This is a genomic window from Bradyrhizobium sp. CCGB20 (assembly GCF_024199855.1).
GTDB lineage: Bacteria > Pseudomonadota > Alphaproteobacteria > Rhizobiales > Xanthobacteraceae > Bradyrhizobium.
In genome coordinates, this window is record NZ_JANADN010000001.1 from 363,626 (window position 1) to 389,347 (window position 25,722).

Sequence of the window (25,722 nt, forward strand, 5' to 3'; positions counted from 1 at the left end):
ACTCTCCGCGAGTCCAACTCTCACCTCACTCGCGGAGACTCCCCCTCACCCCGACCCTCCCCCGCAAGCGAGGGAGAAGGCCTCAGCCCTTCTTTTTCTTTTCGCGCTCGATGCCTTCGAGGATCAGCTTCTGTGCTTCCTCCGGGCCGCCCCAGCGCAAAATCTTCACCCACTTGCCCTTCTCGAGATCCTTGTAGTGCTCGAAGAAGTGCTGGATCTGCTGCAGCGTGATGTCCGGCAGGTCGGAGTACGACTTCACCTTGTCGTAGCGCTGCGTCAGCTTCGACGACGGCACCGCGAGAATCTTCTCGTCGCCGCCGGCTTCGTCTTCCATGAACAGCACGCCGACCGGACGCACGCTCATGACGGCGCCGGGGATGATGGCGCGGGTGTTGACGATCAGCACGTCGCAGGGGTCGCCGTCATCGGACAGCGTATGCGGAATGAAGCCGTAGTTACCGGGGTAACGCATCGGCGTGTAGAGGAAGCGGTCGACCACCAGCGTGCCGGCCTCCTTGTCCATCTCGTATTTGATCGGTTCGCCGCCCACGGGGACTTCGATGATGACGTTGACTTCGTGTGGCGTGTTTTTTCCGATCGAGACCGCATCGATACGCATTCAAGGCTCCGTTGTTGCCGAGGTTAAATCGCGCCCGGCAGCGATTTTGGCGCTGTCATACGCGGGCTTGGCCCGCCAATCCATCGTGTTTTTGTGAAATAATGAATCCAGCGACTACCGGCGCAAAAGGCGGGCGGTATCGACGGATGGGAAGCGCTGCCGGCTAGACTTTCAGCAGCTCAATTGGTCCAAGCGAAGGCAACCTTGTCGAGCGACTTCGGCCCGAAACGCTCGGAGGAGCGCGCCACCATGCGGCCGCCCAGGGCACGGTAGAACTCGGTCGCCGGATCGTTGTCCGAGAGTGCCCACACCACCATGCTCTTCAAGCCGCTCTGCATCAGGTCGCGGCGGGCGGCTGTGAACAGGCGACGGCCGAAGCCGAGACCCTGGAATTCCGGACGCAGATAGAGTTCGTAGATCTCGCCGTCGAAGTGCAGGCTGCGGGCGCGGTTGCGGCCGTAATTGGCGTAGCCGGCGATCTTGTCGCCGAACACCAGCACGCTGACGCGGCTGCCCTTGCGAATCGCGCTGTCCCACCACTGCGGACCGCGGCGGTTGATCAGCTTCTCCAGCTCGCCGCCGGGAATGATGCCCTGATAGGCGGAGCGCCAGGCTTCGTCATGGGTGGACGCCACCGCAGTTGCATCTGCGGCTTTGGCCGGCCGGACCTCGATCAGGGTTGTGCTCATGGACGCAATCAAACCAAGTCGCCGCGCCGGCGGCAAGACCTATCGTTAATTATCGGTTAACGTGTGGACTTTGTGCATCAGTATTTAACCATGTTGTGCCGAAAAAACACAAGACGCCATTTCGAACGGCACCGGCCTGCCGTCGTCGGTGCAAAACTGCCTTGCGGCAACCAATGAACCGCGATGGCAACGCAAAAAGTCCGCCGACAATGATTCGTTCCTACCGGTCTGTCGCTGTCCGTGTTCGCCTTCGGCAATTCATGCGGCGCTTCAACATCTTCGCCCTGCTGCCTCTGCTGGCTTTGTCGACGGCGCCGCCGCTGTGCGCGCAGGTCACGTTTGGGTCATCGGGTGCGGAGGGCGAGCCGTTTCGCCGGCAACAATGGCGTGTGCCATCGCCGGATACCGACATTGCCGCGCATGCGCTGCTGTTTCGCCCCGGCGGCGCCGGTCCGTTTCGGCTTGCGGTCGTCGCACATGCCTCGACGCAGAACGTGTTGCGTCGGGCGCAAATGCCGCAGCCGGAGTACCCCGCCCTTGTCGCGTTTCTCGTCGCACGCGGCTTCGCCGTGCTGGTGCCGGAACGGCTCGGCCATGGTGCAACCGGCGGCCGCTATGTCGAGGATCAGGGCGGCTGCGACGAGGCGGATTACGCGCGTTCGGGTCGCGTGACGGCCGCCGAAATCTCGCTCGCGCTGGACTATCTGCGCAAGCAGGACTTCGTGCGCAAGGATGCCGCGGTTGTCATCGGCCATTCCGCTGGCGGTTGGGGTACGCTGACGCTCGCGAACGCCGATCCGAACGCGATCTCCGCGATCATCGCGTTTGCGCCGGGGCGCGGTGGCCATGCCAATGATGAACCGAACAGGATCTGCGCGCCGCAGACGCTTCTTGCGGCCGTGGCCGAGTTCGGCAAAGCGGCGCGTATTCCCGTCACATGGCTCGTGGCGACCAATGACAGCTATTTCTCGCCGGCGTTCTCGCGGCGATTGGCGGATGCGTTTCGCGGCGGAGGCGGCAAGGTCGACTTCCGCACCTTGCCGGCCGTCGGCAGCGAAGGGCATTGGATGATCGAGAGCGAAGCCGGCGTCAAAGCCGCCAGCCGCGAGCTCGAGCTTGCGCTGAACCGGTCCAAAGCTGCGGCGGCCAAGAAGCCATGACGCTGTATTTCCTGGTCAAATTCCTCCACGTGCTCGGTGTCATCGTCATCCTTGGCACTGGAACGGGCATCGCCTTCTTCATGCTGATGGCGCATCGCACGAACGACGCAGAATTCATCGCGCGCACCGCGTCGGTGGTGGTGATTGCGGATGCGATCTTCACGCTGTCGGCCGTGGTCCTGCAACCGATCACGGGCGGCCTGCTGATGATGCTTTCGGCGATGCCGATCACGGAACGCTGGCTGCTGGCCTCGCTTGCGCTCTACGTCTTTGCCGGCCTGTTCTGGATCCCCGTCGTCTTCATGCAGATCGAGATGCGCGATCTCGCGCGCAAGGCGGCCGGGCAGCGCAGCGCTCTGCCTGAGCGCTACTTCGTGCTCTACCGCCGCTGGTTCGCGTTCGGCTTCCCCGGCTTCGGCGCGACGATGTTGATCCTGTGGCTGATGATCGCGAAACCGTTTTGAGAGATGCGATGACCCAGCGAACCATTTTGGTGCTCGGCGCCTCCGGCCTGATCGGCCGCTTCATCACCGACGATCTGCGCGCACGGGGATTTCGCATGGTTGGTGTGGCGCGCAGCCTGTCGCCGGCGCAGAAGATGGGCGCACAGGATATCGAGCGGCCGATCCTCTCGCTCGATACAGCCGCGCTGGCGCGGCTCATCAGCGAGCATGCCGTCGATGTCGTCGTGAACTGTCTCGGCGTGCTCCAGGACGGCCCCGGCAGCGATACCAGCGCGGTGCATCGCGATTTCGTTGCGCGCCTGCTTCAGGCGATCGGCGCCAGCGGCCGCGCGATCCGGCTGGTGCACATCTCGATCCCCGGGACCGCGGAGGCGGATCGTACCGCCTTCGCGACGACAAAGCGCGAGGCCGAGCGCCTGATCGCGGCCTCCGGCGTTCCCCACGCCATCTTGCGGCCCGGCTTTGTCGTCGCACCGTCAGCCTATGGCGGCAGCGCCATGCTTCGCGCGCTCGCCGCTCTCCCGCTCGATCTGCCGGGCAAGGAGATGGCGACGCCGTTCCAGCCTGTCGCTGTCGAGGACATCGCCGCCACCATCGCCTGGCTCGCTGCGCGCGACATCGACGATGCCTCGGTCAAAGCCGTGAGCTGGGATCTGATGCAGGCCGATCCGGTCACCATGGCCGGCGTCGTCACACAGTTTCGTCTCGCCTTCGGCACGGCCGGCTGGCCGCGCATCGCGATGCCGTCCCTTATGCTCGATCGCGGCGCAAGGCTTGGCGATCTCGCCAATCATCTCGGCTGGATGCCGCCCATGCGCACCACGGCTATTGCCGAGCTGCGCCGCGGCGTGAGTGGTGAACCCTCGGCGTGGATTGCCGCCACACGCATCACGCCGAAGACGCTGGCTGAGACGGTCGGACGCCATCCGGCAAGTATCCAGGACAAATGGTTCGCACGACTGTTTTTGGTCAAGGCGCTGATCTTCGCGAGCCTGGTCGCGTTCTGGATCGTCTCCGGCTTCATCGCGCTGTTCGTGTCCTATCGTGCCGCCGCCGGAATCCTCAGCGCGCATAACTTCCCGCCCGCGCTGGTCGATCCCATCACCATCGGCACCAGCCTCATGGACATGAGCATCGGCGTGCTGATCGCGTTCCGCCGCACCGCGGCGATCGGGCTGGTCGCAGGCATCGTCGCCTCGCTCGGCTATATGGTAGGCGCGGCGATCCTGACGCCCGACCTCTGGATCGAGCCCCTCGGCGCGCTGGTGAAGACGGGACCTGCGATCGTGCTGATGCTGGTGGCTTTGCTCATGCTGGATAATCGGTAGCGTTTTCGAGCGAAGTGGATCCCGGTTCGCGTGAAGAAAACGCGTCAAAAAGAGAGCGCTGATGCCCAAATGGCCCGACGACGACGTGATCCTGTTCGACGGCGTCTGCATCTTCTGCTCGCGCTGGGTTCGTTTCGTCGCGCAGCGCGACACGGCAAGGCGATTTCGCTTCACGCCGGTTCAATCGGACTATGGCGCGAAACTCGCGCGCACGTTCGGCATCGATCCGGATGATCCCGATACCAATGCCGTGGTCCATGGCGGTGAGGTGTTCACGAAGTCGGATGCCGCGCTGACCGTGCTGTCGCAGTTGCCGCGTTGGGGCTGGGTACGCATGTTGTTTGCCGTGCCAAAGCCGCTGCGCGACCCCGTCTACAGCCTCATCGCGCGCAATCGTTATCGCATCTTCGGGAAGTATGATGCGTGCTTCGTGCCGGATGGCGATTTGCGGGCGCGGGTGATCGAGTGATTTTGGCTGTGCAGAGAATCCGCTATCAGGCTATAAGAAAGCCCACTGCGGAGCAATAAAGTCCAAGGAATGCCGAAGGTAGTTCTCACAACGAAAGTGACTCCTGGGTACAAAGATTTGCCGGAAGTCCGCTACCATTTTCCTCGTACCTATCTCAATCAGGTTCGGCAGGCGGTCGGCGACTATGTTCTCTATTACGAGCCCAGGCGTACCACAGTAGATCTGTCGAGTTTCGGTGGGCGGCAATCGTACTTCGGAGTCGCGCGTGTAGTTGATCTCATAGAAGACAAGGACAAAGCAGATCACTATTACGCTCTCGTCGATGACTATTTGGACTTCGATCGACCAGTGCCTTTCGCCGAAGGCAGCCACTACTATGAAAGCGCTCTGAGAAAATCAGATGGAAGTACTAACAAGGGCGCCTTCGGCCGTGCCGTTCGGCTGATCCCTGATGCTGAATTTGATCAGATTTTGAAAGCCGGGTTTGCACCGATCCTCGGTGAGGAACCACCACGCCTTCAGCCGCGGCAGTTCGAAATATCTGAGCCAAATACTTCCTTTGAACGTCCGATAATCGAGATGACGATATCGCGGCCATTTCGCGAGAAGTCGTTCATGTACAACGTTCGTGCTGCGTATGAGAATCGATGCGCGATGACGGGACTTCGACTTATCAATGGAGGTGGTCGCCCGGAGGTCCAGGCGGCGCACATTCAGCCCGTCGCGGAGAAAGGACCGGACTCGATTCGCAATGGGTTAGCGCTTTCCGGCACCGTGCACTGGATGTTTGATCGAGGTCTTATCTCGATAGGGGACGATTACAAAATCCTAACTGCGGAAAATCACGTGCCAGACGACGCTCTACGGCTGCTCAATCAAAGCCGGACGATCAATCTCCCAAACGATCCAGCGTTCTATCCGAATGCGCTCTTTCTGAAGTTTCATAGAGACAAGATATTTAAGGGCTAGCGCTTCCCAGTCGCGGCTAATACTTCCTTCGCCGCCCGCTCCCCACTATCCCGCGCCCCATGCGCCGTCGTGAAAAACTCCGGCGACGTCGCTTCTCCCGCAAAAAACAATCGCCCATCCACCGGCGCAGCCAGCATGGCGCGATCACCGGCATGGCCGGGCAGCGCGTGTGAATACGAGCCGCGTGCAAACGGATCATGCGCCCAGCGCGACTCGTACAGCGGCTTCAGCTTGCGGCGGATGTCGTTGCCGAGAAAGCCCGCGATCTCGTCGATGCCTTGCGCGGCGATGGCGCCTTCGCCGGCGTTTTCCAGCGCGCGCGCAAAGCTGCCGCCGAAAAAGCCTTCGATGCAGGGCTGGCCGAACGGGCGGATGTGGTAGGTGCCCATCTCGGTGCGCATGGTGGCGCCGCGCAAATTGCCTTCCTTCGGGAAGGCTTCGGCATCGCTCAGCGCCAGCGTCACCTTGTCGTCGACGCCGAGCGGCAGGCCGGCTGCGGCATCGACCTTGGCCGGAAGCGGCGGCGAGAAACGGATGGCTTCATCGGCGATCAGGTTGGTCGGCACGGTGACGATCACCTTGTCCGCGGTCAGTGTGCCCTGCGACGTCGCGATGCGGATGCGCCTGTCCGAGTGATCGATCAGCGTCACGTTGCAGTTCAGCGCCACCGGGCAGGGTGCGCCATAGGCCGTAACAAGCGTGCCATAGCCGCGGCGGACGCGCCAGTTGAGGTCGCTGTCCTCATAGGCGTCCCAGTCCAGCGTCGACAGGTCCTTCAGTTCGCAGCCGTTGATGTAGGTCGAGACCGCGTCGATCATCGGATTCCAGCGATTGCCGGGCTCGAGGCTCAGGCTCGCGGGCTCGTCCTTGCCGTTTTGCGCGGTCTGCCAGAGGCGCTCATAGAACGCCCCCATCGCGCGCATGAAATCGTCGCGCTCGCTTTGCGGAAACGCATTGCCGAAGGCCCGCTCGCGCCAGGGCGGCAGGTCCCTGTTGACCTCGAAATCGAGCTGCTTCGCGATGGCGGCGAAGGAATTCTTGTCTGCCGAGTGTAGCCAGCCGCAGCCGACGTCGAACGTGACCTCGGGCGAGGCCTGCACGGTCCAGGCCCGGCCGCCGAGCCGGTCGCGCGCCTCCAGCACGATCACGGAGAGGCCGGAGCCGCCCAGCGCGTGCGCTGCGCCGAGGCCGGCGGCACCCGCGCCGATGATCGCGACGTCGACGGAGGAGGGTAGGGAAGCCATGGGTCGGCTCTAGCACGTTCGCGAAGTGCGCTGAAGCCGCTGCGCGCAAGTGTCATCACCCGGTGCGCAATTGCGCACTGGGGCGGGTGATCCAGTATTCCGGAGGCGGTTTCGTAGGGTGGGCAAAGGCGCTCTTGCGCCGTGCCCACCATTGTCGTCCGGGATTTCGCGTGGTGGGCACGCTACGCTTTGCCCACCCTACAGCACCACGGCGCGCGGTAGCTTACGCCACCGCTTCCTTGGCCTTTTCCGCGCGCTTGCGCTCGTTCGGATCGAGATGCTTCTTGCGCAGGCGGATCGACTTCGGGGTGATCTCCACCAGCTCGTCGTCCTCGATATAGGCCAGCGCCTTTTCCAGCGTCATGCGGATCGGCGGGGTCAGGCGCACAGCCTCGTCCTTCGAGGTGGTGCGGATGTTGGTGAGCTGCTTGCCCTTGAGAACGTTGATCTCGAGATCGTTGTCGCGGGTGTGCTCGCCGACGATCATGCCCTTGTAGACCTTCCAGCCGGGCTCGATCATCATCGGGCCGCGGTCTTCCAGCTTGAACATGGCATAGGCCACCGACTCGCCCTGGTCGTTCGAGATCAGCACGCCGTTGCGACGGCCCTGGATCGCGCCCTTGTAGGGCAGGTAGTTGTGGAACAGGCGGTTCATGATCGCCGTACCCTTGGTATCGGTCATCAGCTCGCCCTGGTAGCCGATCAGCCCGCGGGTCGGCGCGTAGAACACCAGACGCAGGCGGTTGCCGCCGGACGGCTTCATCTCGATCAGCTCGGACTTGCGCTCGCTCATCTTCTGCACGACGACGCCAGAATGCTCCTCGTCGACGTCGACCACGACCTCCTCGATCGGCTCCAAGGTCTGGCCGGTGGCTTCGTCCTTCTGGAACACGACGCGCGGACGCGACACGGAGAGCTCAAAGCCCTCGCGGCGCATGGTCTCGATCAGGATCGCGAGCTGCAATTCGCCGCGACCCGATACTTCCATCGCGTCCTTGTCCTGGGACTCGACGACGCGCAGCGCGACATTGCCTTCGGCCTCGCGCAGCAGGCGGTCGCGGATCAGGCGACTGGTGACCTTGTCGCCCTCGGTGCCGGCGAGCGGCGAATTGTTGACGATGAAGGTCATCGACACGGTCGGCGGATCGATCGGCTGCGCCTGCAGCGGGCTCTCGACCGCGGGATCGCAGAAGGTGTCGGCGACGGTGCCCTTGGTGAGGCCCGCGATGGCGACGATGTCGCCGGCCTCGGCGAACTCGACCGGCTGACGCTCGAGGCCGCGGAACGCCAGGATCTTGGTGATGCGGCCGCTCTCGATCAGCTTGCCTTCGCGCGACAGCACCTTGACGGCCTGGTTCGGCTTCACAGAACCCGACGCGATGCGGCCGGTGATGATGCGGCCGAGATAGGGATTGGCCTCGATGATGGTGCCGAGCAGCCGGAACGGGCCTTCCTGGACCACGGGGGGCGCCACATGCTTGAGCACGAGCTCGAACAGCGGCCTCATGCCGACATCATGGGAGGCGTCGGGCGAGTTCGCCATCCAGCCGTTCTTGCCCGAGCCGTAGAGAATCGGGAAGTCGAGCTGCTCGTCGGTGGCGTCGAGGGCGGCGAACAGGTCGAACACCTCGTTGACGACTTCGGAGATGCGGGCGTCAGGACGATCGACCTTGTTGATGGCGACGATCGGCTTCAGGCCGAGCTTGAGCGCCTTGCCGACCACGAATTTGGTCTGCGGCATCGGGCCTTCGGCGGCGTCGACCAGCACGATCACGCCGTCGACCATCGACAGGATGCGCTCGACCTCGCCGCCGAAATCGGCGTGGCCGGGGGTGTCGACGATGTTGATCTGGGTGTTTTCCCAAGTCACCGAGGTGCACTTGGCCAGAATGGTGATGCCGCGCTCGCGCTCCAGATCGTTGGAGTCCATGGCGCGCTCGGCGACCTTCTGGTTGTCGCGATAGGTGCCGGATTGCTGCAGCAGCTTGTCGACCAGGGTGGTTTTGCCGTGGTCGACGTGGGCGATGATGGCGATGTTACGAAGATTCATGAGTGAGCTTCTTTGCGGTCGGACAATGGGTTAAGCGCGATCTCGCCGGTCAAGCCGGGACCTTCTTTCGAAACAACGCTGGAAGACCTGGAAACGGGGCGCTTTCCGCCCAAAAAGGAAGCCCGGTCATATCGACCGGGCAGCCTATGCGTTGCGGCGCAATATAGGCAAAAACCGCCAAAAAACAATGTGTTCTTTGCCGCTTGGTTGACTGAATTTTGTCCGGGAATCTCCGGGGGTTAGGGGCGGTTCCGGGCCGGGCTAGCCTTTCGCCCCCTGATGGCCACCCAGATCAAGGCGACGCCTCCGATGCCGACGACCAATCCCAGGAAGACCAGCGGCGCGATGTCCGAGTCGATCCGTCCCCCGTCGACCACGGAGGCCCCGCCAAACAGCAGCGCACAAAGGCCCGGCAGCAACATGATGACCCCGAAGATCACCATGATCGCGGTCAGGCAGCCGCTGCGCTGCGGCGGGGCGGCCGGAGAAGGCGCGGGCGGGGGTTCGATGTTGCTCATGACGATGCGACGCTACTGCCGGGGCCCGGGTGGGGTCGCCACGCGGATGAAGAGGAAGATCGCGATTCCGATCAGGACCAATCCAATCGGGACAAATGCACCGGCTTGGGCGCCAAATGCCAGGAAGCATAGGCCGGGGAAAAGCAGCACCACGCCGGCGATCACCATGAAAGCGGTCAGGCAGCCGCTGCGCTGCGGCGGCGCGGCCGGGGACGCGTCCTCTTGAAGCGGCGGCTTCGGAGCCGGAGGAGGCGTGCCGGTGTCGCTCATCGCGGCATCGCCTCGCCCTGCCTGGCTTCCCGATAAGTCTGCCCCGCCAGCTCCGCGCGGATGCCGTCGATCTTTCCGTTGCGGTAGAACAGGTTGTAGGTGTCGAACGGAATGATCGCGCCGCTCTCGGTGACGAAATGGATGCAGCTGCGCTTGACGTTGCCGACGCAGAAATTGAAGCGATCGAGGAATTGCACGATGGTGACGCGGAATACGTTCTCGTAAGTGAGGCCCTGCGGCACCTCGAAGCTCGGCAGACAGCACAGCAATTCGCAGACGCGCTCGCTGGTGTTCAGCGGTCCCGATGACAGCGAAAACAGATCGACGAATTTTTCCCGCAGCACCGGATGTTTCTCCGGGCTGATGGTGTTGGGCATCACGGCCACGAGCTGATCCTGCGGGATCAGCGAGGTCAGCGGCAGCACCTTCTCGCCATTGCGCAGCCCGTAGCCGATCGAGATGCTTTCGGGATTGCAAGGCAGCGGGATCATGTCCTTGTCGCCGAACACGCCGGTTTCGACCACGCGCTTGCGGATCTCCGACAGCATGATGCGGTCGGTGTTCTTGTCGAAATTCTCGTTGCGGCCGGCGTCCTGAACCGGCTGCAGCGTGACGCCGCGAACGCACTTCCAGCTCAGGGCATGGCGGACGATATCGCCGATCTCGGCATCGTTGACGCCGCGCTTGATGGTCGCGACAAGCGTGGTCGACACGCCGTAATGCTCCAGATTTTCCAGCGCCTGCTGGCGGATCTTGCGCAGATCCGCGCCGCGCAGATTGATCAATGCGTCGCGCTCGAGCGAATCGAACTGGAGATAGATTTCCAGCCCGCGCTTGTTCTCGGCGAGCCGCGCCACGAAATCCTTTTCGCGGGCGATGCGCAGGCCGTTGGTGTTGATCATGACGTGGCGGATCGGTCGGGCGCGCACGGCTTCCAGGATCTCGAAGAAATCCGGATGCAGCGTCGGCTCGCCGCCGGAAATCTGCACCAGATCAGGCTCGCCTTCGCTCGCGACCAGCGCGTCCAGCATCTTCTCGACCGTCGCCAGCGGCGTGAAGCGCGTCCGCGCAGGCGAGGATTCGGCGAAGCAGACCGGGCAGGTGAGGTTGCAATGCTCGGTGATCTCGATCAGCGCCAGGCAGGAATGCTGCTCGTGGTCGGCACACAGGCCGCAATCATAGGGACAGCCGAATTCCGTGCGCTGCTGGAATTGCAGCGGCCGGTCGCCCGGCTTGATGAAATCCTTGCACAGGCGCCAATAGGCGGCATCCGTCGAAACCAGCGTCGACTGAACGCCATGCTCCTTGCAGCGCTTCTCGTACCAGACCTCGTTGTCGAGGATCTGGATCTTGGTCGGCACCAGCTTCAGGCAGGTTTCGCAAAGAGACTGGGTCTGGCCCCAGAAGATATAGGGCCGCGACTTACGCAACGGCGCGTTCATGCATGGGTCTCGCTTTGGGCGCCGTTGCCAGCATGGCGGCGGCGTAGAGCAGGATGGACAGCGACAGCAGGTGAAACAGGGTGAACGGGCCGATCAGCGTGCCGTAGGGCTTGAGGAATTCCCACAGGAAGCGTTGCGCGCCATAATAGAGGAGAACCAGGTAGAAACCATTGGTGATCACAAACCCGTTCCGGTTCACGACAGCCAGCACATAGACGAGCGCGAACACGGCCATTGCCGCGCTCTCGTAGAGCTGCACGGGATGGCGCAGAACGCCGTCGCCGAAATCATGGCCAAAAGGCAGCGCCGTCGGCGTGCCGTAGGTGAAATCGTCGAGGCCGGCGAAGTAGCAGCCGAGCCGGCCGATCGCGATGCCGAGCGCCAGCGGCAGCGCAAAACGGGCGCCGGTCCGCACGGCGATCCCAGCGGACCATTTGTAGAGCTCGATCGCCACGATGCCACCGGCGAGTGCGCCCTCGACCGAGCGCGCGATGCCGCTCTCGCCCGACAGCCACAGATTGGCAGAGCCGAACAAATAGGCCCCGAGACCCGCGCCGAACACCAGCGCGGCGATATAGGGCATTGCGAAGGATTGCGCCGGAAACCGCAAGCCCCGTCGCGACAGCCAGTAGACCGCCGCACCCGCGGCCAGCCACGCTGCGACATCGAAGAGAGTGTGAAGGAAAGCCCCGCTCATGCGCGACGAGCATAGCACGGCGAACATGGGGTCGCACGCTGACCTGCCTCGGGCGGAAGAATCAGAAGGGCGCGCCGGAGCGACTACCCTGCGTCGCCCGCTTCCTCGGTCGGATAGACCCCCCGCAGCACCTCCTCGAAGTGCATCTTCACCGCGTCGTTGCACAGGCAGGCGCGCAGATGCAGGCCATCGAGATTGCGGACCAGGATCGCGCCGCGCCGCGTATCGAGCACGCCCTCGGCCTTGAACGACTGGAGCACGCGGCTCGCATAGCTGCGGCCGACCCCGAGCAGCGTCGCGAGCTGCTCATGCGTCAGCGGCACGCTGCTCTGGTCGCCGGTCCGCTCCATCGCCGCAATGATCCACTTGGCCGTACGCTGCTCGATGGAGTGGATGGCGTTGCAGGCGGTGGACTGGAAGATCTGTGCCAGCATGCAGTCGGCATAGCGGGCGAAGATGTTGCGCAGCGAGGCCGAGCGCATCTTCGCCGCTTCCAGCTTGGCGACGTGAATGCGCGCAAATGGTCCGCCGAACTTCACGCAGATGCGGGTATAGGCCGGCAAGAACCCCTCGCTGACGATGCCGCCCACCGCGCCTTCGCGGCCGACCAGGATGGTCTCGACGTCGCGGCCGTCCTCGTTGGGAACGAGAAATGTCGCGAGCGACGGCCCGCAGGGAAAGTGCACGACCTGGACATCATCGCCGGGGCTGTAGAGCAGCTCGTTGGCCCCGGCATCGTCCAGGGTGATGTGCGGTGCCAGCAGCGCGTAGTCGGCCGGACTCAAGCGCCGCAGCAGATTGTTGGCCGGCCGGCTGCCGACCTCGGTTGTCTTGCTGATACGCGCATCCATCGTAAATCCCCTGCTCTCCTTTCGACACTAGCGAGGTCCGATCCTTGGCTGTGTGCACAAGTGGACAGACGTAAAAACTGTTCTGTGGTGAGTTTCGTTCCTGGAACCCTCCGATGCGCTGGGCGCAGGCGTCGGGATGCGGCTGTCCTTGGTGGATACGAACATGCAGCCCTCAATAGCCAACATCATGATACCTGCTACTCCGGACGGCTCGGCCGGCATGCCCGCGGATGTTCTGATCGTCGAGGACGATCCGATCATTGCGATCGATTTCGAGGATCGCCTGCTCGGATTTGGCGTGAAGAGCGTGCGCACCGTGGGGTCGGTGGGGCAGGCGCTTGCGGCGATCGCAGCGCGTGCGCCCGACTTCGCGCTGCTCGACGTCGAGCTCGGCCGCGAGAAAAGCTTTGCCGTCGCCGAGCGGCTGGCGGCTGCGCAAATTCCCTTTGTCTTCGTGACGGGCTACGGCGCCGAGGCGCGGATCGCTGCTGAATTCAAGGCACGGCCGCGGCTGCAAAAGCCCTGCTCGAGCGAGGCGCTGGAGGCCGCGCTGCGCGCGCGCGGCGCCTGATCGCTCGGCTGCGTTTTCCCAGCTTCAGGCAAATTTCGGATCGAGCGTGGTCGACCACAACGCGACGTCGGCGCGGTCGCGCAAGGTCACCGTCATCTGGCCGGATGCGCCGTCGATCTTGACGTGACCGAAGAATTGCATGCCCGCGGACGGCGGCAGGTTCTGGTTGTCCTTGCCCGGCGCCTTGACGAAGCGCACCTCCGGCCCAAAGGTGTTGTCGAGCGCGTTTGGACCGAAGGTGCCCGCATGCAGCGGGCCCGAGACGAATTCCCAGAACGGCTCGAACTCCTGGAATTGCGCCTTGTTCGGATCGTAATAATGCGCGGCGGCGTAGTGTACGTCCGCGGTCAGCCACACCGTGTTGTTGATCGGCGCCATCTTGATGAAGCGCAGGATGTCGGCGATCTCGAACTCGCGGCCGTGCACCGGGCCGTCTCCTTGCGCGAACGCTTCCGAGCCGCCCTTCGGCGTGTCCGACACGATGAGACTCAGCGGCATGTCGGACGCGATCACCTTCCAGGTCGCGCGCGAATTCAACAGGCCGCGCTTGAGCCAGGCGATCTGGTCCGGGCCGAGGAAGTAGCTGGCCGGTCCATATTCCGTTTCGAGATTGGCGCCGTTGGGGCCGCGATAACTGCGCTCGTCGAGCACGAACACGTCGAGATGCGGGCCGTACGAGATCTGGCGATAGACCCGGCCCGGCTCATTGATGCTCTCTCGCATCGGATACATCTCGTGGAAGGCGCGGGCGCCGCGGGCTGCGAGCAGCGCGATGTCGCGCACCTTGTAGGCTGCCGGCAGCTCTTTCGACAGCGACCAGTTGTTGGTCACCTCGTGGTCGTCCCACTGCACGAAGACCGGGACTTCGGCATTGAAGGCGCGGACATTGTCGTCGGTGAGATTGTACTTGTGCGCGGCGCGGTACTCGTCGAGCGTCTCGGCGACCTTGGCCTTCTCGGGGATGGTGAGGTTCTTCCAGAGTTTGCCGTCGGGGAGTTTGACTTCGGATTGAATGGGGCCGTCGGCGTAGATGGTGTCGCCCGAGTGCAGGAAGAAATCCGGACGATGCTTGCGCATCGCCGAGAAGGTCAACATGCCGCCGTCGTCGGGGTTGATGCCCCAGCCTTGTCCCGCGACGTCGCCGCCCCAGACGAAGCTAACGTCGCGGCGGTCGGCCGGCGCGGTGCGGAAGCGGCCGATGACAGCTTCGCCCTCGATCGCGCTATGTGAGAGGTCGCGGAAGCGGACGCGATAGAAGATGTCCTGTCCGCCCGGCAGGTTCTCGATCAGCATCTTGGCGGTGAAGTCGCTCTCCGGCAGGGCCGCGATCGGCGGCAGCGCGCGGGCATTCTTGAAGGATTCGGTCGTCGCCACCTCGACCAGCATCTGCGACGGCCGATCAGTGCGCGCCCAGACCACGCCGCCGTCGACGGTGACATCGCCGGACTGCACGCCATGCGTGACTGCCGGCCGGTCGGCCGCGCGCGACAGATGCGGCATCGCGATCGCGCCGAGCGCACCGGCGCCGGTGCTGAGGAAGCGGCGGCGGGAGAATTTGATGTTCATGAAGGTTTCGCTGGCTTTGCCGCGCGCATGTCGTGCGCTTCGGAATGACGTCGAAAACTATACTGAGACAGTGTGACGCAGCAATAACGACGCGTGCAAGCGGCTACGCGTTGCCCGCGGCCCTGAACTGCGCGCCAGCGCGTTGCAGATTCTGCGGCTGGCTGAACAGCACCGCCTTGCGGTCGGCGACGGCGGCGTGGAACTGATCGAGCACGATGTTGATGGCGGTGAGTCCGCCCTCCTCGATCGCGCCGTGGTCGAAGCAGCGCAACGTGTCGCGCAGGATCTCGTCGGCCTCGGTCTGCATCTGGTCGAGCTCGTCGGTGGTCTCGCTCTTGCGCGCGGCGGCAATCATGTCGAACAACCTGTCGCGCAGATGGCTGTTGTTGTCGCGCTCGTCCTTCTTCAGGTAGCCCGCGAACCAGGCGCCGATCGAGCCCATCGCCGAGAGCGCCATCAGGGTCCACCAGATGTAATCGCTGTATTTGTCGAGGAAGGTCTTTTCCTCGCCGTCGACGAAGGCGGCGGCGCCCGGATGCACGGGAATCACCGCATCCTTGTCGGTGTCGGGCGTCTCGATCTTCGCCGCCAGCGGGAATTCCGCCACCAGTTGCTGGCGCACGGCGAAGAGCTGGCGCGTGAACGCCGCGATGGTGGTGTCGGACACACCTTTGCGCGCCACGATGTGGTGCGAGAAGCTGATGGTCTTGACCTCGTCGTCGGGGCGATCGGGCGAGCCGCCATAGGTGCCGGCGGGAATCTCCGATGCTTCGTAGACGGGATGATTTTGCGCGATCGCGTCCGCGGAATCGATCGCGAGGAAGGTCGGCGTGCCGCCCTCCTTGGCCGTCGCTGCGATCGCATCCGACGTGATCTTGCTGTTGACGGGGCCGGCTGCGAGATAGGCATCGGCCTTCTGGGTCTTGATCGCCTCGGCGGCTTCATTGGCCGGGAACTGGATGACCTCGACCTTGGCGGGATCGACCCAGTATTGCTGGAGGATCACCTTGAGCAAATTGACGTTGGCCTGGGTGCGGCCGATCACCCCGACGCGATGGCCGGCGAGCTGCGCGATCTTGGTGATCTTCGCGCCCTTCTTCTTGCCCTTGCCGGGCACCGACCACAGCACCACGACGTTCTTGCGCAGGGTCGCAACCGCTTGCGCGTTCTTCGGCACGTCGACGTCGCCGCGCACGATGGCGAGATCGACCTTGCCTTCCGCGAGCGCCTCGGCACTGGCGGTGGCGCCGTCGGTCTGAATCGGCCGCAGCCGCACCTGGCTCTTGTTCTGCGTGAACGCCTGCGTCAGCGCCTGCACGACCCTGAGGTCGTCGCTGTTGCCGGGACCGACCGCGATCTTCAGCGTCACCGGCCGCATCGCGAAATAATACCCGCCGGCGAGAGCGCCGACGATCGCAAGCACGAGTGCCAGAGACACGAGCGCGGTCTTCCGCGCCGCTGATCGCGGTGAAGGAGGGGTGGGCGCTTCGGCCAGGTCCAGACCCCCGGTCATCGATCTCCCATACAGGCGTTTCAGGCTCAGCTTCATCTTGGCCGGCGATTTACGCCGGCAATTGTAGCAAATTTCTTGTCCGGCGGGGTTACATCTCCGTCATGGTTAGCGGATGGACGAAATCCCGCATGAACCCGGGCCGTATGCACGGTGTTAGGGTAAAGTTCCCCTGAAAACGGAGGTCATCATGGCAGAGCGGCTGACGGCGGAAGCACGCAAGCAGGCGCTGGGCGCCATATCGGGCTGGACCGAGGTCCAGGGCCGCGACGCCATCGGGAAGACCTTTGTCTTCAAGGATTTCAACGAGGCGTTCGGGTTCATGACCCGCGCGGCGCTGGTCGCCGAGAAGATGGATCATCACCCCGAATGGCGCAACGTCTACAAGACGGTGGAGGTGGTGCTGTCGACCCATGACGCCGGCGGCGTCACCAAGCTCGATATCGAGCTGGCCAAGGCGATGAACGCCATCGCCAGGCTGACACCGGGCTGACATCTTGCAGGGACGGGCCGCATCCCCATGTTGTGCTCAGCAAGGGATGCGGCGATCCGCCGCCCTCGGCTGAACGGGGAGTTTGTCGAACATGGCTGCCGAACACAGCGTCGGCTTCGAGCCGGCCGATCGGCTCGCGGAAGATCGCGAAAGCGTGCGCCGCCGCTTCTGGCGCAAGCTGAAGCGTGTCGCCGCGCAACTGCCGTTCGCGGAAGATCTGCTCGCGGCCTATTACTGCGCGTTCGACCGGCAGACGCCGCGCCATGTCCAGGCGTCGCTGCTCGGGGCGATCGCCTATTTCATCCTGCCGTTCGATTTCGTCCCCGACGTGATGCCGATCCTCGGCTTCACCGATGACGCCGCCGTGCTCGCCACCGCCATCCGCATGGTCGCCGGTCACATCACGACCGAGCACCGCGAAGCCGCGCGTGCCGTGCTGAAGCGCGGGGTGGATGAGGCGGAAGCAGCGTAGTGCGCCTTTGCTTCGTAGCCCGGAGTGCGCTGCGCTCCATCCGGGCTACGAAGTTTGCAATGACGCTCTCTACTTCTTCTGCGGTGCCGCCTCGGCCCGCGCCTTCTCCGCGTCCCATGCCTGGAATTGCTTGAATAGCGCTTCCTTGTCCGCATCGGACACCTTTGCGGCCGTCGGGCTCTGCTTCAAGAACGCCTCGAAGCGCTGCCGCGTCACCGGCTCGATGCCATGCTTGTCGAGCCATTGCTGTGCGACCGGCAATCTGTTCCAGCCGGACAGCGGGGCCGAAAGCGAGACCTCCTTCCACTTGGGATGGAAGGGCGGGTTCTGCAGCGCGGGGAATTTCGTGAAGAACGCGTCCACGAACAGCGCAAGCTTGCGATAGCGCTCGGTGTTCGGTGCCCAATTATAGGCTGCAAGCACCGCGGGCACCGCGATCGTGTCAACGCTCTCGCCCTCCTTGATCAGGTTCGGATAGTCCTTGGCGGTCAGCGACGCCGGCAGATAGTCGCCCTGGAGCGGCTTTTCATAGTCGACGCCCGCAAGATGGAAGCGCCCGTCGTTGGCGAAGGTCGAGACCGATTTGTACGGCTTGCCTCCGACCACGATGACGGCGTCGATCTGGCCGGCCTTCAGCTTCTCCATCGCGATGCGCTGCTCGACATAGACGAATTTCGCCTTGATCCCGAGCCGCTCGAACACGGTGAGCGCGGTGACGAAGGTGCCGCCATTCGGCAGGTCCACGCTGACAGTCTTGCCTTCGAGGTCCTTGAGCGTCGCGACCGATTTCGGCGCGATCACCTGCATCTCCTCGTTATAGAGCTTGGTCACATAGGTGAACTGCTTCTTGATGTCCTTGGCAAAACCCTTGCGCTCGAGATAGTCGAGCGTATCCGCCCGCACGACGCCGAGATCGACACCTTGGAGGAACAGGATGTCGGCGACGCTCTGCACCGAGCCGCGGCCGACGATCGGCAGCACGCGGATCTTGTTGCCGTCGTCGAGCACGGAGGCGAGGTCGGCGCCGAATTGCACATAGGTGCCGCCGATCGTGCCGGTGATCAGCGTGACGGTGTTCGCGTTCAGCGACTGCTTGGTCGAGGTCGAGCCGAACTGGAAGATGGCCTTCAGGCTGTCCGAGACCTTGGCTGGATCGTATTCGGTCTGCTCCGCGCGTGCCGCGAAGGCACAAATCGTCATGATGGCGGCAAGCGCCATTCCCAAAGCGTTACGCATGATATCCTCTGAAAAGTTTTAGTTCTGAAGCTGGGTGAGGCGTTGCCGCGCCTCCGCCGATCCGAGTGCCGCGGCCTTCTGGTACCAGTCGCGCGCGACGGTCGCGTCACCAGCGACGCTCCGCGCGTCGCTGGTGCCCAGCACGGCCGGGTCATGGGTCTGCGCCAGCAGAAATGCCGCTGTCGCATCCTGTGCATTGGCCGCGCGTTCGAGCAGCAAGCGGGCCGCAACAATATCGCCGACCTTCAACAGGTTCTTCGCGCGCGTCATCAGCCCGGCCAGCGTATCGGCGTCGAGCGCCTTGGCGGGCGGAGGGGGTGCAGGCGGCGCCGCGACGGGTGCGGGCAGGGCCACCGGCGTTTGGGCTTGCAGCGCGGTCTGATAGGCGGTCGCGATCGCCTCGCGGCTCGGCGTTGACGGCGCAGGGAGGCCCTGCGTGTCGGCGCTCGCCAGCTTCGTGCTTGTCACGCCGGCCGGATCCTTGAGCGAGGTCTGCGGCATGGCCGCCGCGTTGACCGACGCCATGGCCTGGTCCGACGCGACGACCATCCAGCGACCGGCATTGGCGGCGAAGAGGCCGCGAAGGTCGGACTGAAACAGTGTGACCACAACCGCCACGGTGGATGCCGTCAGAACGGCCGCGAGAACGCGCGGGACGATTCTGGAGCGCACCTCTACCGGCTCATATTCGCTTGGGTCCGGCGCACCGAGCGGATCGGACAAGAAGAGCGGAATTGGATCGTCCTGCGAAAGATCGGCCCGCGCGGCGCGCGCGCGGATAAAGGACGCGGTCGGCGGATGTAATGCGGCTCGATTGGCGTCGAGGGCTGTCGACTCCTTCGACTGGCGGTACGCCGTCGTTTCCATGGTGATCCTCCCCTTAACTAACGCAACGCAGGGGCATTTCCGGCTTCAGTCTTCTTGCTTTTGTCCAGAACTGTCCCGTAAATGGAACCGGTAAAACGCCGCGTGAATCAGCCCAAAAAACGACGACGGTTTGCGCGAATCTGGAAATAGTTGGGTTTGATTGAGGCGAGGTCGGGGAATGCACCGCAATTTCAGCGGTGATGGTTGAGGAAGGCTCTACCGGACGTCGCCGCGCCCGCCCGTGCTGCCTCCACATTCCCCGCCGTCCAGGACGCCGCGGCTTCTCGGTCAAGTCACTGTCATCTCCGGAAATACCGGGTCGCCCGGTCCCGGTTCCGCCACGGCTTCGCCGCGCCTTGTATGGGGCCGGCGTAGCTTCAGCGAAGACGGCAAACCGGACGACGACGGTCGAGCGCGTGCTGCGCAGGCCTCGACGAGGTCGCTACGCGCTCACATCACGGGTGCAAGATCACCTTGCCCATGGCCTGGCGTCCCGCGAGCACCTTCAGGGCGTCGGCGGTTTGTGCCAGCGGGAAGGTGCGGTCGACATGCGAGGAAATCTTTCCTTCCGCGGTCCACTTCACGAGCTTCTCGAGATTGGCGCGGTTCTTCTCCGGATTCTGCCGGGTCCATGCGCCCCAGAACACGCCGCGGATGTCGCAGCCTTTCAGCAGCGCGAGGTTCAGCGGCATCTTCGGAATGTCGCCGGCGGCAAAACCGATGACGAGGAAGCGGCCTTCCCAGGCGATCGAGCGCAGCGCCTGCTCGGCATACGCACCACCAACCGGATCGAAGATGATGTCGACGCCCTTGCCGCCGGTGAGCTTGCGCAAGCCTTCCTTCAAATCTTCCTTGGCGTAGTTCAGCGTCAGCTCGGCGCCATGCGCCTTCGCGAATTCGAGCTTCTCGTCCGACGAAGCGCAGGCGATCACCTTCAGGCCCATCAGCTTGCCGAGCTCGCAGGCAGCAAGGCCCGTGCCGCCGGCGGCGCCCAGCACCGCGAGCGTCTCGCCCGGCTTCGGGCTGGCGCGATCTTCCAGCGCATGCAGCGCGGTGCCGTAGATGATGATGATGCCGGCCGCGCGGTCATAGTCGAGATTGTCGGGGATCTTCACGATCGATGCCGCCGGCAGCGCGATCTTCTCGCGCGCGCCGTTGTGGCCGCAAGACGCAACGACGCGATCGCCGACCTTCAGATCGGTCACGCCGGGGCCGATGCTCTCGATCACGCCTGCGACTTCCGCGGCCGGCGAGAACGGGAACGGCGGCTTGATCTGGTACTTGCCCTGGATCATCAGGATGTCGAAGAAGTTCAGTGCCGCCGCCTTGATCGCGATCACGGCCTCGCCAGGACCTGCCACGGGATCCGGCACGTCGGCAAGCACGAGATCGTCGGGCTGGCAATATTGCGAGCAGAGGATGGCTTTCATGGCGGCACCTGGAGCGTTTCGGGGTGGAATTATAGTTGGCCCGTTTCTGCCGGATTTAGGCACGGGCGACAATCCGGTTTCTTTGCCCAAAGCAATGCACAGGCCTATCGTCACGCCATCGCGAGCGCAGCGAAGCAATCCAGAGTCCGTGCCGCGGAAATAGTCTGGATTGCTTCGCGGAGCCTGCTATCGGGCCGCGCTTTGCGCGGACTCGGTGGCCGCAACAACGAAACAAGAAAAAGAAGGATTCAAACGATGTTTGAAACGGGACTGCTCAAGGACAAGCGCATCCTCGTCACCGGCGGCGGATCCGGCCTTGGCGCCGCGATGGGGCGTCGCTTCCTCGCGCTCGGCGCCGAGCTCATCATCTGCGGCCGCAAGCTCGACCGGCTGGAGGCAACAGCGAGCGAGATGCGCGCGCAGACCAGCGGCAAGGTCACGACGATGGCCTGCGATATTCGCGACGGCGCGGCCGTCGAGAGCATGATGGATGCGATCTGGCGCGAGGCGCCGCTCGACATCCTCGTCAACAATGCCGCCGCGACCTTCATTGCGCAGAGCGAGCATCTGTCGTTTCGCGCCGCGGACGCGATCCTCGCGCCGACGCTGCATGGCGCGATGTATTGCACGCTCGCCGCCGGCAAGCGCTGGATCGACGGCAAGCATGGCGGTGTCGTGCTCTCGATCCTCTCGACCTCGACCATCACCGGCCGTGCCTTCACCGTTCCCTCGGCGATGGCGAAGTCGGCGGTGCTGGCGATGACCAGGAGCCTCGCGGTCGAGTGGGGCCCGAAGGGCATCCGCACCATCGCGATCGCGCCGGGGCCGTTCCCGACCGCGGGCGCTTCGGGCCAGCTCCGTCCCGAGGGCCGCGACGAAGGCTGGACCGCGCGGAACCCGATGGGCCGCACCGGCGAGCACAGCGAACTCACCGACCTCGCCAGCTTCCTGGTCTCGGACCGTGCCGGTTACATCAATGGCGAGATGGTCGTGATCGACGGTGGCGCGCATTTGCGCAGTTCCGGCGCCGAGGATCTGCTCGGCTGGACCGACGCACAATGGGCCGAGCAGCGCGCGGCGCGGTCCAGGGGCTGACCCGCTAACTGCCTTCCCAAATTGGACTTTCCCCGCTATCCCTGCTGCGGGGACAACGCGCGGCCGGGCCATCTTCCAGTCACAATATTGAGGGAACCACTCCAGCATGTGGCGGGTGCTGATTTTAGCCTTGATGACTGGCGTGATGGCCGTGGGAATCACCGATTCCGCGCGGGCGCAGACGGCGCAACCTGCGCCCAAGGCCGCACCGAAGGCGGCTGCACCGGCCGCCAGTCCGACTGCCAAGACGGCAGCAAAGCCCGAGAGCAAGCCGGCGGCTCCGGCCGCCGCGGTTGCGGGCGGCGCCGAGCCGACCCTGATCGGCCAGTTCGGCACCTGGGGCGCCTATTCGGCCACGCCCAACGGCAAGAAGGTCTGCTTCGCACTGGCCAAGCCGTCGTCGTCGAAGACCAACCCGCCGAACCGCCCGCGCGATCCCGCCTATGCCTTCGTCTCGACCCGGCCGGCGGAAAAGGTGAACAACGAAGTCTCGGTCATGATCGGCTACGCGCTGAAGCCGGGCTCGGAATCCTCGGTCGAGGTCGGCGGCGCCGCCTTCGCGATGTACACGCAGGGCGACGGCCTCTGGATCAAGAACGCGGCCGAGGAGGAGCGGATGGTGGAAGCCATGCGCAAATCCGCCGATCTCGTGGTCAAGGGCGTCTCGGCCAAGGGAACCGAAACGACCGATACCTTCTCGCTGAAAGGCCTCGCCCAGGCGCTCGACCGGATTTCGCAGGATTGCAGGCGTTAAGGCTGCGGGCGGTATCACGGTCGCAATCGGCTGTTCCGGTTGCTATATAGAGACGGTTCCAAGTTTTTCCGTCATTCCGGGATGGTCCGAAGGACCAGACCCGGAATCTCGAGGTTCCGGGTTCGATGCTGCGCATCGCCCCGGAACGACAAGACAATCAGGTCCATTCAATGCAACCGATGACCGAGCCGCACAACGCAACACTGGTGGAGAAGACTCCGCTCGAAACCTATGTGCCGCCGGCAAAGCCGTCGCTGATCGGCCTGTCGCGCACTGAACTTGCCGACCGCCTCGGCGAGATCGGCGTCGCGCCCGCCCAGCGCAAGATGCGCGTGCAGCAGCTCTGGCACTGGCTCTATTTCCGCGGCGCCCAAAGCTTCGACGACATGACCTCGATCTCGAAGGGCATTCGCGCCGATCTCGCCCAGCATTTTACCGTCGACCGGCCCGAAGTCGTGGCCGAGCAGATCTCCAACGACGGCACCCGCAAATGGCTGTTGCGCCTGCCGAGCGGCGACAACGCCGAAAGGGCGCATGAAGTCGAGTGCGTCTACATCCCCGAGACCGATCGCGGCACGCTCTGCGTCTCCTCGCAGGTCGGCTGCACGCTGAACTGCTCCTTCTGCCACACCGGCACGCAGCGTCTGGTGCGCAACCTCACCGCCGGCGAAATCGTGGGACAGGTGATGGTCGCCCGCGATCGCCTGAACGATTGGGCCGATCGCGAGGACGGCACGCGCCGCGTCACCAACATCGTGATGATGGGCATGGGCGAGCCGCTCTACAATTTCGACGCGGTGCGCGATGCGCTGCTCATCGTCGGCGACAATGAAGGCATCGGCATCTCCCGCCGCCGCATCACGTTGTCGACCTCGGGCGTGGTGCCGAACATCGTTCGCGCCGGCGAGGAGATCGGCGTCATGCTCGCGATCTCGCTGCACGCGGTGCGCGACGAGCTGCGCAACGAGCTGGTGCCGCTCAATCGCAAATATCCGATCAAGGAGCTGCTGCAGGCCTGCCGCGACTATCCCGGCGCATCGAACGCGCGCCGCATCACCTTCGAATATGTGATGCTCAAGGGCGTCAACGATTCGCTCGACGATGCGAAACTCCTGGTGAAGCTGCTCAAGGGCATTCACGCCAAGATCAATCTCATTCCGTTCAATCCGTGGCCCGGCACGGCCTATGAATGCTCGGACTGGGACCAGATCGAAAAATTCTCCGAATACATCTTCAACGCGGGCTATTCCTCGCCGGTCCGCACCCCGCGCGGCCGCGACATCCTCGCCGCCTGCGGCCAGCTCAAATCGGAGACCGAAAAGCTCTCGGCCCGGGAACGCCAGGCGCTGCGCGCCATGGCGATGACGGATTAGCCTTTCATGCTCGCGCTCTTTCGTCATTGCGAGGAGCGCAGCGACGAAGCAATCCAGACTGTCTCCGCGGACGCATCTCTGGATTGCTTCGCTGCGCTCGCAATAACGACAACGGTGGCTTCCCCCGCATGTCCCTGATCGGCCGCCTCGTCGTCATCTTCATCGGCTTCCTCGCCGCCTGTTTCGTCGGCGGCATGATCGTCGTCGTCGCGCTGCTGTTTCCGGAATTCGCCGACCTCGGCGCCGGCCCCGTCGATCAGGATGCGATCGATATCCTGCTGGGCTTCGGCTTCATCTTCGTCTCGGGCTTCGCGCTGGTGCCCGCGGCGGTGATCGTCGCGATCACCGAGGCGCTCTACATCCGCAGCGCGCTGGCCTACGCCGCTGGCGGCGGCCTCGTCGGGCTCGCCTGCTATCTCGGCCTCGTTCCCTTCCACTCCGATACGTTGCAGTTCGAAGGCATCGTGCGGCGGCATCTGGAAATCATGACCGGCGCGGGCATCGTCGCCGGAATCGTCTACTGGCTGATCGCCGGCCGCAATGCCGGCGCCTGGCGGAATTCGCCGCCCCCGCACAAGCCGCCTCCGCCGCTGCCGTCGAATTCGCGGCCGGATGCGCGATGATCTCTGCTGTCATTCCGGGGCGATGCGCAGCATCGAACCCGGAATCTCGAGATTCCGGGTCTGGTCCTTCGGACCATCCCGGAATGACGCCGGCCAGGGTTTTCATCCCCGCCCCACTCCGCTAAACCGCGCGCCATGAACCGTACCGGACTCTTCATCGCCCTGGCGCTGTGGCTCGTGATCGGCGTCGTTTTCGGCCTCTATCCCGAGCTCGACCTCAAGCTCGCCGCGCTGTTCTTCGATCCCCAGACGAAGACGTTTCCGCTCAAGCTGAACGACTGGGCCGGCTTTGCGCGTGACGCTGCGATGTGGGTCGCCTGGGCGTTCGTGCTGCCGTCACTTGTCGCACTCGTGGTCAAGATGTTCCGGCCCGACCGGCCGCTGATGGTGTCGGGGCGCGCGATCGTGTTCCTGCTGGCCACGATCATCCTGTCGGCCGGCATCCTCACCAATCTGACCTTCAAGACCTATTGGGGCCGGCCGCGGCCGGTGGTGGTGACGCAGTTCGCCGGCGACCAGCAGTTCGTGGCGTGGTGGGATCCGCGCGGCGAGTGTGCGCGCAACTGCTCGTTCTTCTCGGGCGAAGGTGCGACCGCGTTCTGGACCCTGGCGCCGGCCGCGCTGGCGCCGCCGGCGTGGCGGCCGCTCGCTTATGCCGCCGCGGTGGTCTTCGGCATCGTGACCAGCGGGCTACGGATGGCCTTCGGCGGCCACTTCTTCACGGATGTCTCGATCGCCGGCCTCGTGACCTTCGTCGTGATCTGGTTCGCCTACGCGTTGATCTACCGCTGGCCACGGTCCCGGTTCTCGGACGAGGCGGTCGATGCCGCCCTGACCCGGCTGAACATGCCCGCCTACCGGCTCCGCCAGCGCCTGTTCGGCCGCAAGACGGGCGCCGAGCCATCGGTTTGAGCCATTAAATGGGTGCCGAGGCGTGCGAAATTTGATATTCGCGCGGTCAA

The 25,722-nt window shown here is 64.1% G+C and carries 27 protein-coding genes; 13 read left to right on the forward strand and 14 right to left on the reverse strand.

What is annotated here, in order from left to right:
* Positions 1 to 82: 82 nt before the first annotated feature.
* Complete coding sequence (ppa, locus tag NLM15_RS01670) at positions 83 to 619, reverse strand: inorganic diphosphatase (protein ID WP_254114926.1); 537 nt, start codon at positions 617 to 619, stop codon at positions 83 to 85.
* 179 nt (positions 620 to 798) lie between these two features.
* Positions 799 to 1,308, reverse strand: coding sequence for a GNAT family N-acetyltransferase (locus NLM15_RS01675; RefSeq protein ID WP_014490714.1), 510 nt, complete (start codon positions 1,306 to 1,308; stop codon positions 799 to 801).
* Positions 1,309 to 1,568: 260 nt separating this feature from the next.
* On the opposite strand from NLM15_RS01675, the gene NLM15_RS01680 reads away from it, so the two are divergent.
* The 5 genes from NLM15_RS01680 (at position 1,569) to NLM15_RS01700 (ending at position 5,698) form a co-directional block, all read left to right on the forward strand.
* A complete protein-coding gene (locus tag NLM15_RS01680) occupies positions 1,569 to 2,468 on the forward strand; it encodes a S9 family peptidase (RefSeq protein WP_254124121.1) in 900 nt (299 codons plus the stop codon).
* Positions 2,465 to 2,932, forward strand: coding sequence for a DUF2269 domain-containing protein (locus tag NLM15_RS01685; RefSeq protein WP_254114928.1), 468 nt, complete (start codon positions 2,465 to 2,467; stop codon positions 2,930 to 2,932). Before NLM15_RS01680 ends, NLM15_RS01685 begins: the two co-directional genes overlap by 4 nt.
* A gap of 8 nt (positions 2,933 to 2,940) precedes the next feature.
* The gene (locus tag NLM15_RS01690; RefSeq protein ID WP_254114930.1) at positions 2,941 to 4,260 is read left to right on the forward strand and encodes an SDR family oxidoreductase; all 1,320 of its coding nucleotides are present in this window, start codon (positions 2,941 to 2,943) and stop codon (positions 4,258 to 4,260) included.
* A gap of 61 nt (positions 4,261 to 4,321) precedes the next feature.
* Positions 4,322 to 4,729, forward strand: coding sequence for a thiol-disulfide oxidoreductase DCC family protein (locus NLM15_RS01695; RefSeq protein ID WP_254114932.1), 408 nt, complete (start codon positions 4,322 to 4,324; stop codon positions 4,727 to 4,729).
* Between the two features lie 69 nt (positions 4,730 to 4,798).
* On the forward strand, positions 4,799 to 5,698 hold the full coding sequence (locus NLM15_RS01700; protein WP_254114934.1) for an HNH endonuclease: 900 nt from the start codon (positions 4,799 to 4,801) through the stop codon (positions 5,696 to 5,698).
* Here NLM15_RS01700 and NLM15_RS01705 read toward each other — a convergent pair.
* The 7 genes from NLM15_RS01705 to NLM15_RS01735 all read right to left on the reverse strand — a co-directional run bounded on the left by NLM15_RS01705 (position 5,695) and on the right by NLM15_RS01735 (position 12,770).
* Positions 5,695 to 6,942: an NAD(P)/FAD-dependent oxidoreductase gene (locus tag NLM15_RS01705; protein ID WP_254114936.1), complete on the reverse strand. Its 1,248-nt coding sequence runs from the start codon at positions 6,940 to 6,942 to the stop codon at positions 5,695 to 5,697. The two genes, NLM15_RS01700 and NLM15_RS01705, sit on opposite strands and share 4 nt — an antisense overlap.
* A gap of 223 nt (positions 6,943 to 7,165) precedes the next feature.
* Positions 7,166 to 8,992 (reverse strand): translational GTPase TypA, encoded by a 1,827-nt coding sequence (typA, locus tag NLM15_RS01710; RefSeq protein ID WP_254114938.1) that lies wholly within the window; start codon positions 8,990 to 8,992, stop codon positions 7,166 to 7,168.
* 239 nt (positions 8,993 to 9,231) lie between these two features.
* Complete coding sequence (locus NLM15_RS01715) at positions 9,232 to 9,510, reverse strand: hypothetical protein (RefSeq protein WP_254114940.1); 279 nt, start codon at positions 9,508 to 9,510, stop codon at positions 9,232 to 9,234.
* 12 nt (positions 9,511 to 9,522) lie between these two features.
* Positions 9,523 to 9,780 (reverse strand): hypothetical protein, encoded by a 258-nt coding sequence (locus NLM15_RS01720; protein ID WP_254114941.1) that lies wholly within the window; start codon positions 9,778 to 9,780, stop codon positions 9,523 to 9,525.
* On the reverse strand, positions 9,777 to 11,222 hold the full coding sequence (locus NLM15_RS01725) for a radical SAM protein (protein ID WP_254114942.1): 1,446 nt from the start codon (positions 11,220 to 11,222) through the stop codon (positions 9,777 to 9,779). The genes NLM15_RS01720 and NLM15_RS01725 overlap by 4 nt, the downstream gene beginning before the upstream one ends.
* A complete protein-coding gene (locus NLM15_RS01730; protein WP_254114943.1) occupies positions 11,203 to 11,919 on the reverse strand; it encodes a prolipoprotein diacylglyceryl transferase family protein in 717 nt (238 codons plus the stop codon). Before NLM15_RS01730 ends, NLM15_RS01725 begins: the two co-directional genes overlap by 20 nt.
* 83 nt (positions 11,920 to 12,002) lie before the next feature.
* Entirely contained in the window at positions 12,003 to 12,770 is a 768-nt protein-coding gene (locus tag NLM15_RS01735) for a Crp/Fnr family transcriptional regulator (protein WP_254114945.1), read from the reverse strand.
* A gap of 163 nt (positions 12,771 to 12,933) precedes the next feature.
* On the opposite strand from NLM15_RS01735, the gene NLM15_RS01740 reads away from it, so the two are divergent.
* A complete protein-coding gene (locus NLM15_RS01740) occupies positions 12,934 to 13,341 on the forward strand; it encodes a response regulator (RefSeq protein ID WP_254114947.1) in 408 nt (135 codons plus the stop codon).
* A gap of 24 nt (positions 13,342 to 13,365) precedes the next feature.
* Here NLM15_RS01740 and NLM15_RS01745 read toward each other — a convergent pair whose 3' ends face one another.
* Together NLM15_RS01745 and NLM15_RS01750 are read right to left on the reverse strand one after the other, a co-directional pair.
* Entirely contained in the window at positions 13,366 to 14,907 is a 1,542-nt protein-coding gene (locus tag NLM15_RS01745; RefSeq protein ID WP_254114948.1) for an alkaline phosphatase, read from the reverse strand.
* Between the two features lie 103 nt (positions 14,908 to 15,010).
* On the reverse strand, positions 15,011 to 16,456 hold the full coding sequence (locus NLM15_RS01750; protein WP_254114949.1) for a TAXI family TRAP transporter solute-binding subunit: 1,446 nt from the start codon (positions 16,454 to 16,456) through the stop codon (positions 15,011 to 15,013).
* Positions 16,457 to 16,607: 151 nt separating this feature from the next.
* On the opposite strand from NLM15_RS01750, the gene NLM15_RS01755 reads away from it, so the two are divergent.
* Both NLM15_RS01755 and NLM15_RS01760 read left to right on the forward strand, forming a co-directional pair.
* The gene (locus NLM15_RS01755) at positions 16,608 to 16,910 is read left to right on the forward strand and encodes a 4a-hydroxytetrahydrobiopterin dehydratase (RefSeq protein ID WP_254114951.1); all 303 of its coding nucleotides are present in this window, start codon (positions 16,608 to 16,610) and stop codon (positions 16,908 to 16,910) included.
* Positions 16,911 to 17,001: 91 nt separating this feature from the next.
* Positions 17,002 to 17,382, forward strand: coding sequence for a YkvA family protein (locus tag NLM15_RS01760; RefSeq protein ID WP_254114952.1), 381 nt, complete (start codon positions 17,002 to 17,004; stop codon positions 17,380 to 17,382).
* 69 nt (positions 17,383 to 17,451) lie between these two features.
* Here NLM15_RS01760 and NLM15_RS01765 read toward each other — a convergent pair whose 3' ends face one another.
* The 3 genes from NLM15_RS01765 to NLM15_RS01775 form a co-directional block, all read right to left on the reverse strand.
* A complete protein-coding gene (locus tag NLM15_RS01765; RefSeq protein ID WP_254114954.1) occupies positions 17,452 to 18,618 on the reverse strand; it encodes a TAXI family TRAP transporter solute-binding subunit in 1,167 nt (388 codons plus the stop codon).
* An 18-nt stretch (positions 18,619 to 18,636) separates the two neighbouring features.
* On the reverse strand, positions 18,637 to 19,485 hold the full coding sequence (locus NLM15_RS01770; RefSeq protein ID WP_254114955.1) for a hypothetical protein: 849 nt from the start codon (positions 19,483 to 19,485) through the stop codon (positions 18,637 to 18,639).
* A 455-nt stretch (positions 19,486 to 19,940) separates the two neighbouring features.
* Positions 19,941 to 20,915, reverse strand: coding sequence for an NADPH:quinone oxidoreductase family protein (locus tag NLM15_RS01775; RefSeq protein ID WP_097660586.1), 975 nt, complete (start codon positions 20,913 to 20,915; stop codon positions 19,941 to 19,943).
* 255 nt (positions 20,916 to 21,170) lie between these two features.
* Here NLM15_RS01775 and NLM15_RS01780 point away from each other — a divergent pair, with 255 nt between their 5' ends.
* The 5 genes from NLM15_RS01780 to NLM15_RS01800 all read left to right on the forward strand — a co-directional run bounded on the left by NLM15_RS01780 (position 21,171) and on the right by NLM15_RS01800 (position 25,672).
* Positions 21,171 to 22,010, forward strand: a complete 840-nt coding sequence (locus tag NLM15_RS01780; protein WP_254114957.1) for an SDR family oxidoreductase — start codon at positions 21,171 to 21,173, stop codon at positions 22,008 to 22,010.
* A 106-nt stretch (positions 22,011 to 22,116) separates the two neighbouring features.
* Positions 22,117 to 22,764 carry an invasion associated locus B family protein gene (locus NLM15_RS01785; RefSeq protein WP_254114959.1) on the forward strand — a complete coding sequence of 216 codons (648 nt, stop codon included), beginning with the start codon at positions 22,117 to 22,119 and terminating at the stop codon, positions 22,762 to 22,764.
* A gap of 170 nt (positions 22,765 to 22,934) precedes the next feature.
* Positions 22,935 to 24,137: a 23S rRNA (adenine(2503)-C(2))-methyltransferase RlmN gene (gene rlmN / locus NLM15_RS01790; RefSeq protein ID WP_254114961.1), complete on the forward strand. Its 1,203-nt coding sequence runs from the start codon at positions 22,935 to 22,937 to the stop codon at positions 24,135 to 24,137.
* Between the two features lie 128 nt (positions 24,138 to 24,265).
* Complete coding sequence (locus NLM15_RS01795; RefSeq protein ID WP_254114963.1) at positions 24,266 to 24,760, forward strand: hypothetical protein; 495 nt, start codon at positions 24,266 to 24,268, stop codon at positions 24,758 to 24,760.
* Positions 24,761 to 24,895: 135 nt separating this feature from the next.
* Positions 24,896 to 25,672: a phosphatase PAP2 family protein gene (locus NLM15_RS01800; protein ID WP_254114964.1), complete on the forward strand. Its 777-nt coding sequence runs from the start codon at positions 24,896 to 24,898 to the stop codon at positions 25,670 to 25,672.
* Positions 25,673 to 25,722 lie beyond the last annotated feature (50 nt).

Coding starts and splice junctions, on each gene's coding strand:
- ppa (WP_254114926.1), bottom strand. CDS start 619: ATGCGTATCGATGCGGTCTCGATCGGAAAAAACACGCCACACGAAGTC.
- NLM15_RS01675 (WP_014490714.1), bottom strand. CDS start 1,308: ATGAGCACAACCCTGATCGAGGTCCGGCCGGCCAAAGCCGCAGATGCA.
- NLM15_RS01680 (WP_254124121.1), top strand. CDS start 1,569: ATGCGGCGCTTCAACATCTTCGCCCTGCTGCCTCTGCTGGCTTTGTCG.
- NLM15_RS01685 (WP_254114928.1), top strand. CDS start 2,465: ATGACGCTGTATTTCCTGGTCAAATTCCTCCACGTGCTCGGTGTCATC.
- NLM15_RS01690 (WP_254114930.1), top strand. CDS start 2,941: ATGACCCAGCGAACCATTTTGGTGCTCGGCGCCTCCGGCCTGATCGGC.
- NLM15_RS01695 (WP_254114932.1), top strand. CDS start 4,322: ATGCCCAAATGGCCCGACGACGACGTGATCCTGTTCGACGGCGTCTGC.
- NLM15_RS01700 (WP_254114934.1), top strand. CDS start 4,799: ATGCCGAAGGTAGTTCTCACAACGAAAGTGACTCCTGGGTACAAAGAT.
- NLM15_RS01705 (WP_254114936.1), bottom strand. CDS start 6,942: ATGGCTTCCCTACCCTCCTCCGTCGACGTCGCGATCATCGGCGCGGGT.
- typA (WP_254114938.1), bottom strand. CDS start 8,992: ATGAATCTTCGTAACATCGCCATCATCGCCCACGTCGACCACGGCAAA.
- NLM15_RS01715 (WP_254114940.1), bottom strand. CDS start 9,510: ATGAGCAACATCGAACCCCCGCCCGCGCCTTCTCCGGCCGCCCCGCCG.
- NLM15_RS01720 (WP_254114941.1), bottom strand. CDS start 9,780: ATGAGCGACACCGGCACGCCTCCTCCGGCTCCGAAGCCGCCGCTTCAA.
- NLM15_RS01725 (WP_254114942.1), bottom strand. CDS start 11,222: ATGAACGCGCCGTTGCGTAAGTCGCGGCCCTATATCTTCTGGGGCCAG.
- NLM15_RS01730 (WP_254114943.1), bottom strand. CDS start 11,919: ATGAGCGGGGCTTTCCTTCACACTCTCTTCGATGTCGCAGCGTGGCTG.
- NLM15_RS01735 (WP_254114945.1), bottom strand. CDS start 12,770: ATGGATGCGCGTATCAGCAAGACAACCGAGGTCGGCAGCCGGCCGGCC.
- NLM15_RS01740 (WP_254114947.1), top strand. CDS start 12,934: ATGCAGCCCTCAATAGCCAACATCATGATACCTGCTACTCCGGACGGC.
- NLM15_RS01745 (WP_254114948.1), bottom strand. CDS start 14,907: ATGAACATCAAATTCTCCCGCCGCCGCTTCCTCAGCACCGGCGCCGGT.
- NLM15_RS01750 (WP_254114949.1), bottom strand. CDS start 16,456: ATGAAGCTGAGCCTGAAACGCCTGTATGGGAGATCGATGACCGGGGGT.
- NLM15_RS01755 (WP_254114951.1), top strand. CDS start 16,608: ATGGCAGAGCGGCTGACGGCGGAAGCACGCAAGCAGGCGCTGGGCGCC.
- NLM15_RS01760 (WP_254114952.1), top strand. CDS start 17,002: ATGGCTGCCGAACACAGCGTCGGCTTCGAGCCGGCCGATCGGCTCGCG.
- NLM15_RS01765 (WP_254114954.1), bottom strand. CDS start 18,618: ATGCGTAACGCTTTGGGAATGGCGCTTGCCGCCATCATGACGATTTGT.
- NLM15_RS01770 (WP_254114955.1), bottom strand. CDS start 19,485: ATGGAAACGACGGCGTACCGCCAGTCGAAGGAGTCGACAGCCCTCGAC.
- NLM15_RS01775 (WP_097660586.1), bottom strand. CDS start 20,915: ATGAAAGCCATCCTCTGCTCGCAATATTGCCAGCCCGACGATCTCGTG.
- NLM15_RS01780 (WP_254114957.1), top strand. CDS start 21,171: ATGTTTGAAACGGGACTGCTCAAGGACAAGCGCATCCTCGTCACCGGC.
- NLM15_RS01785 (WP_254114959.1), top strand. CDS start 22,117: ATGTGGCGGGTGCTGATTTTAGCCTTGATGACTGGCGTGATGGCCGTG.
- rlmN (WP_254114961.1), top strand. CDS start 22,935: ATGCAACCGATGACCGAGCCGCACAACGCAACACTGGTGGAGAAGACT.
- NLM15_RS01795 (WP_254114963.1), top strand. CDS start 24,266: ATGTCCCTGATCGGCCGCCTCGTCGTCATCTTCATCGGCTTCCTCGCC.
- NLM15_RS01800 (WP_254114964.1), top strand. CDS start 24,896: ATGAACCGTACCGGACTCTTCATCGCCCTGGCGCTGTGGCTCGTGATC.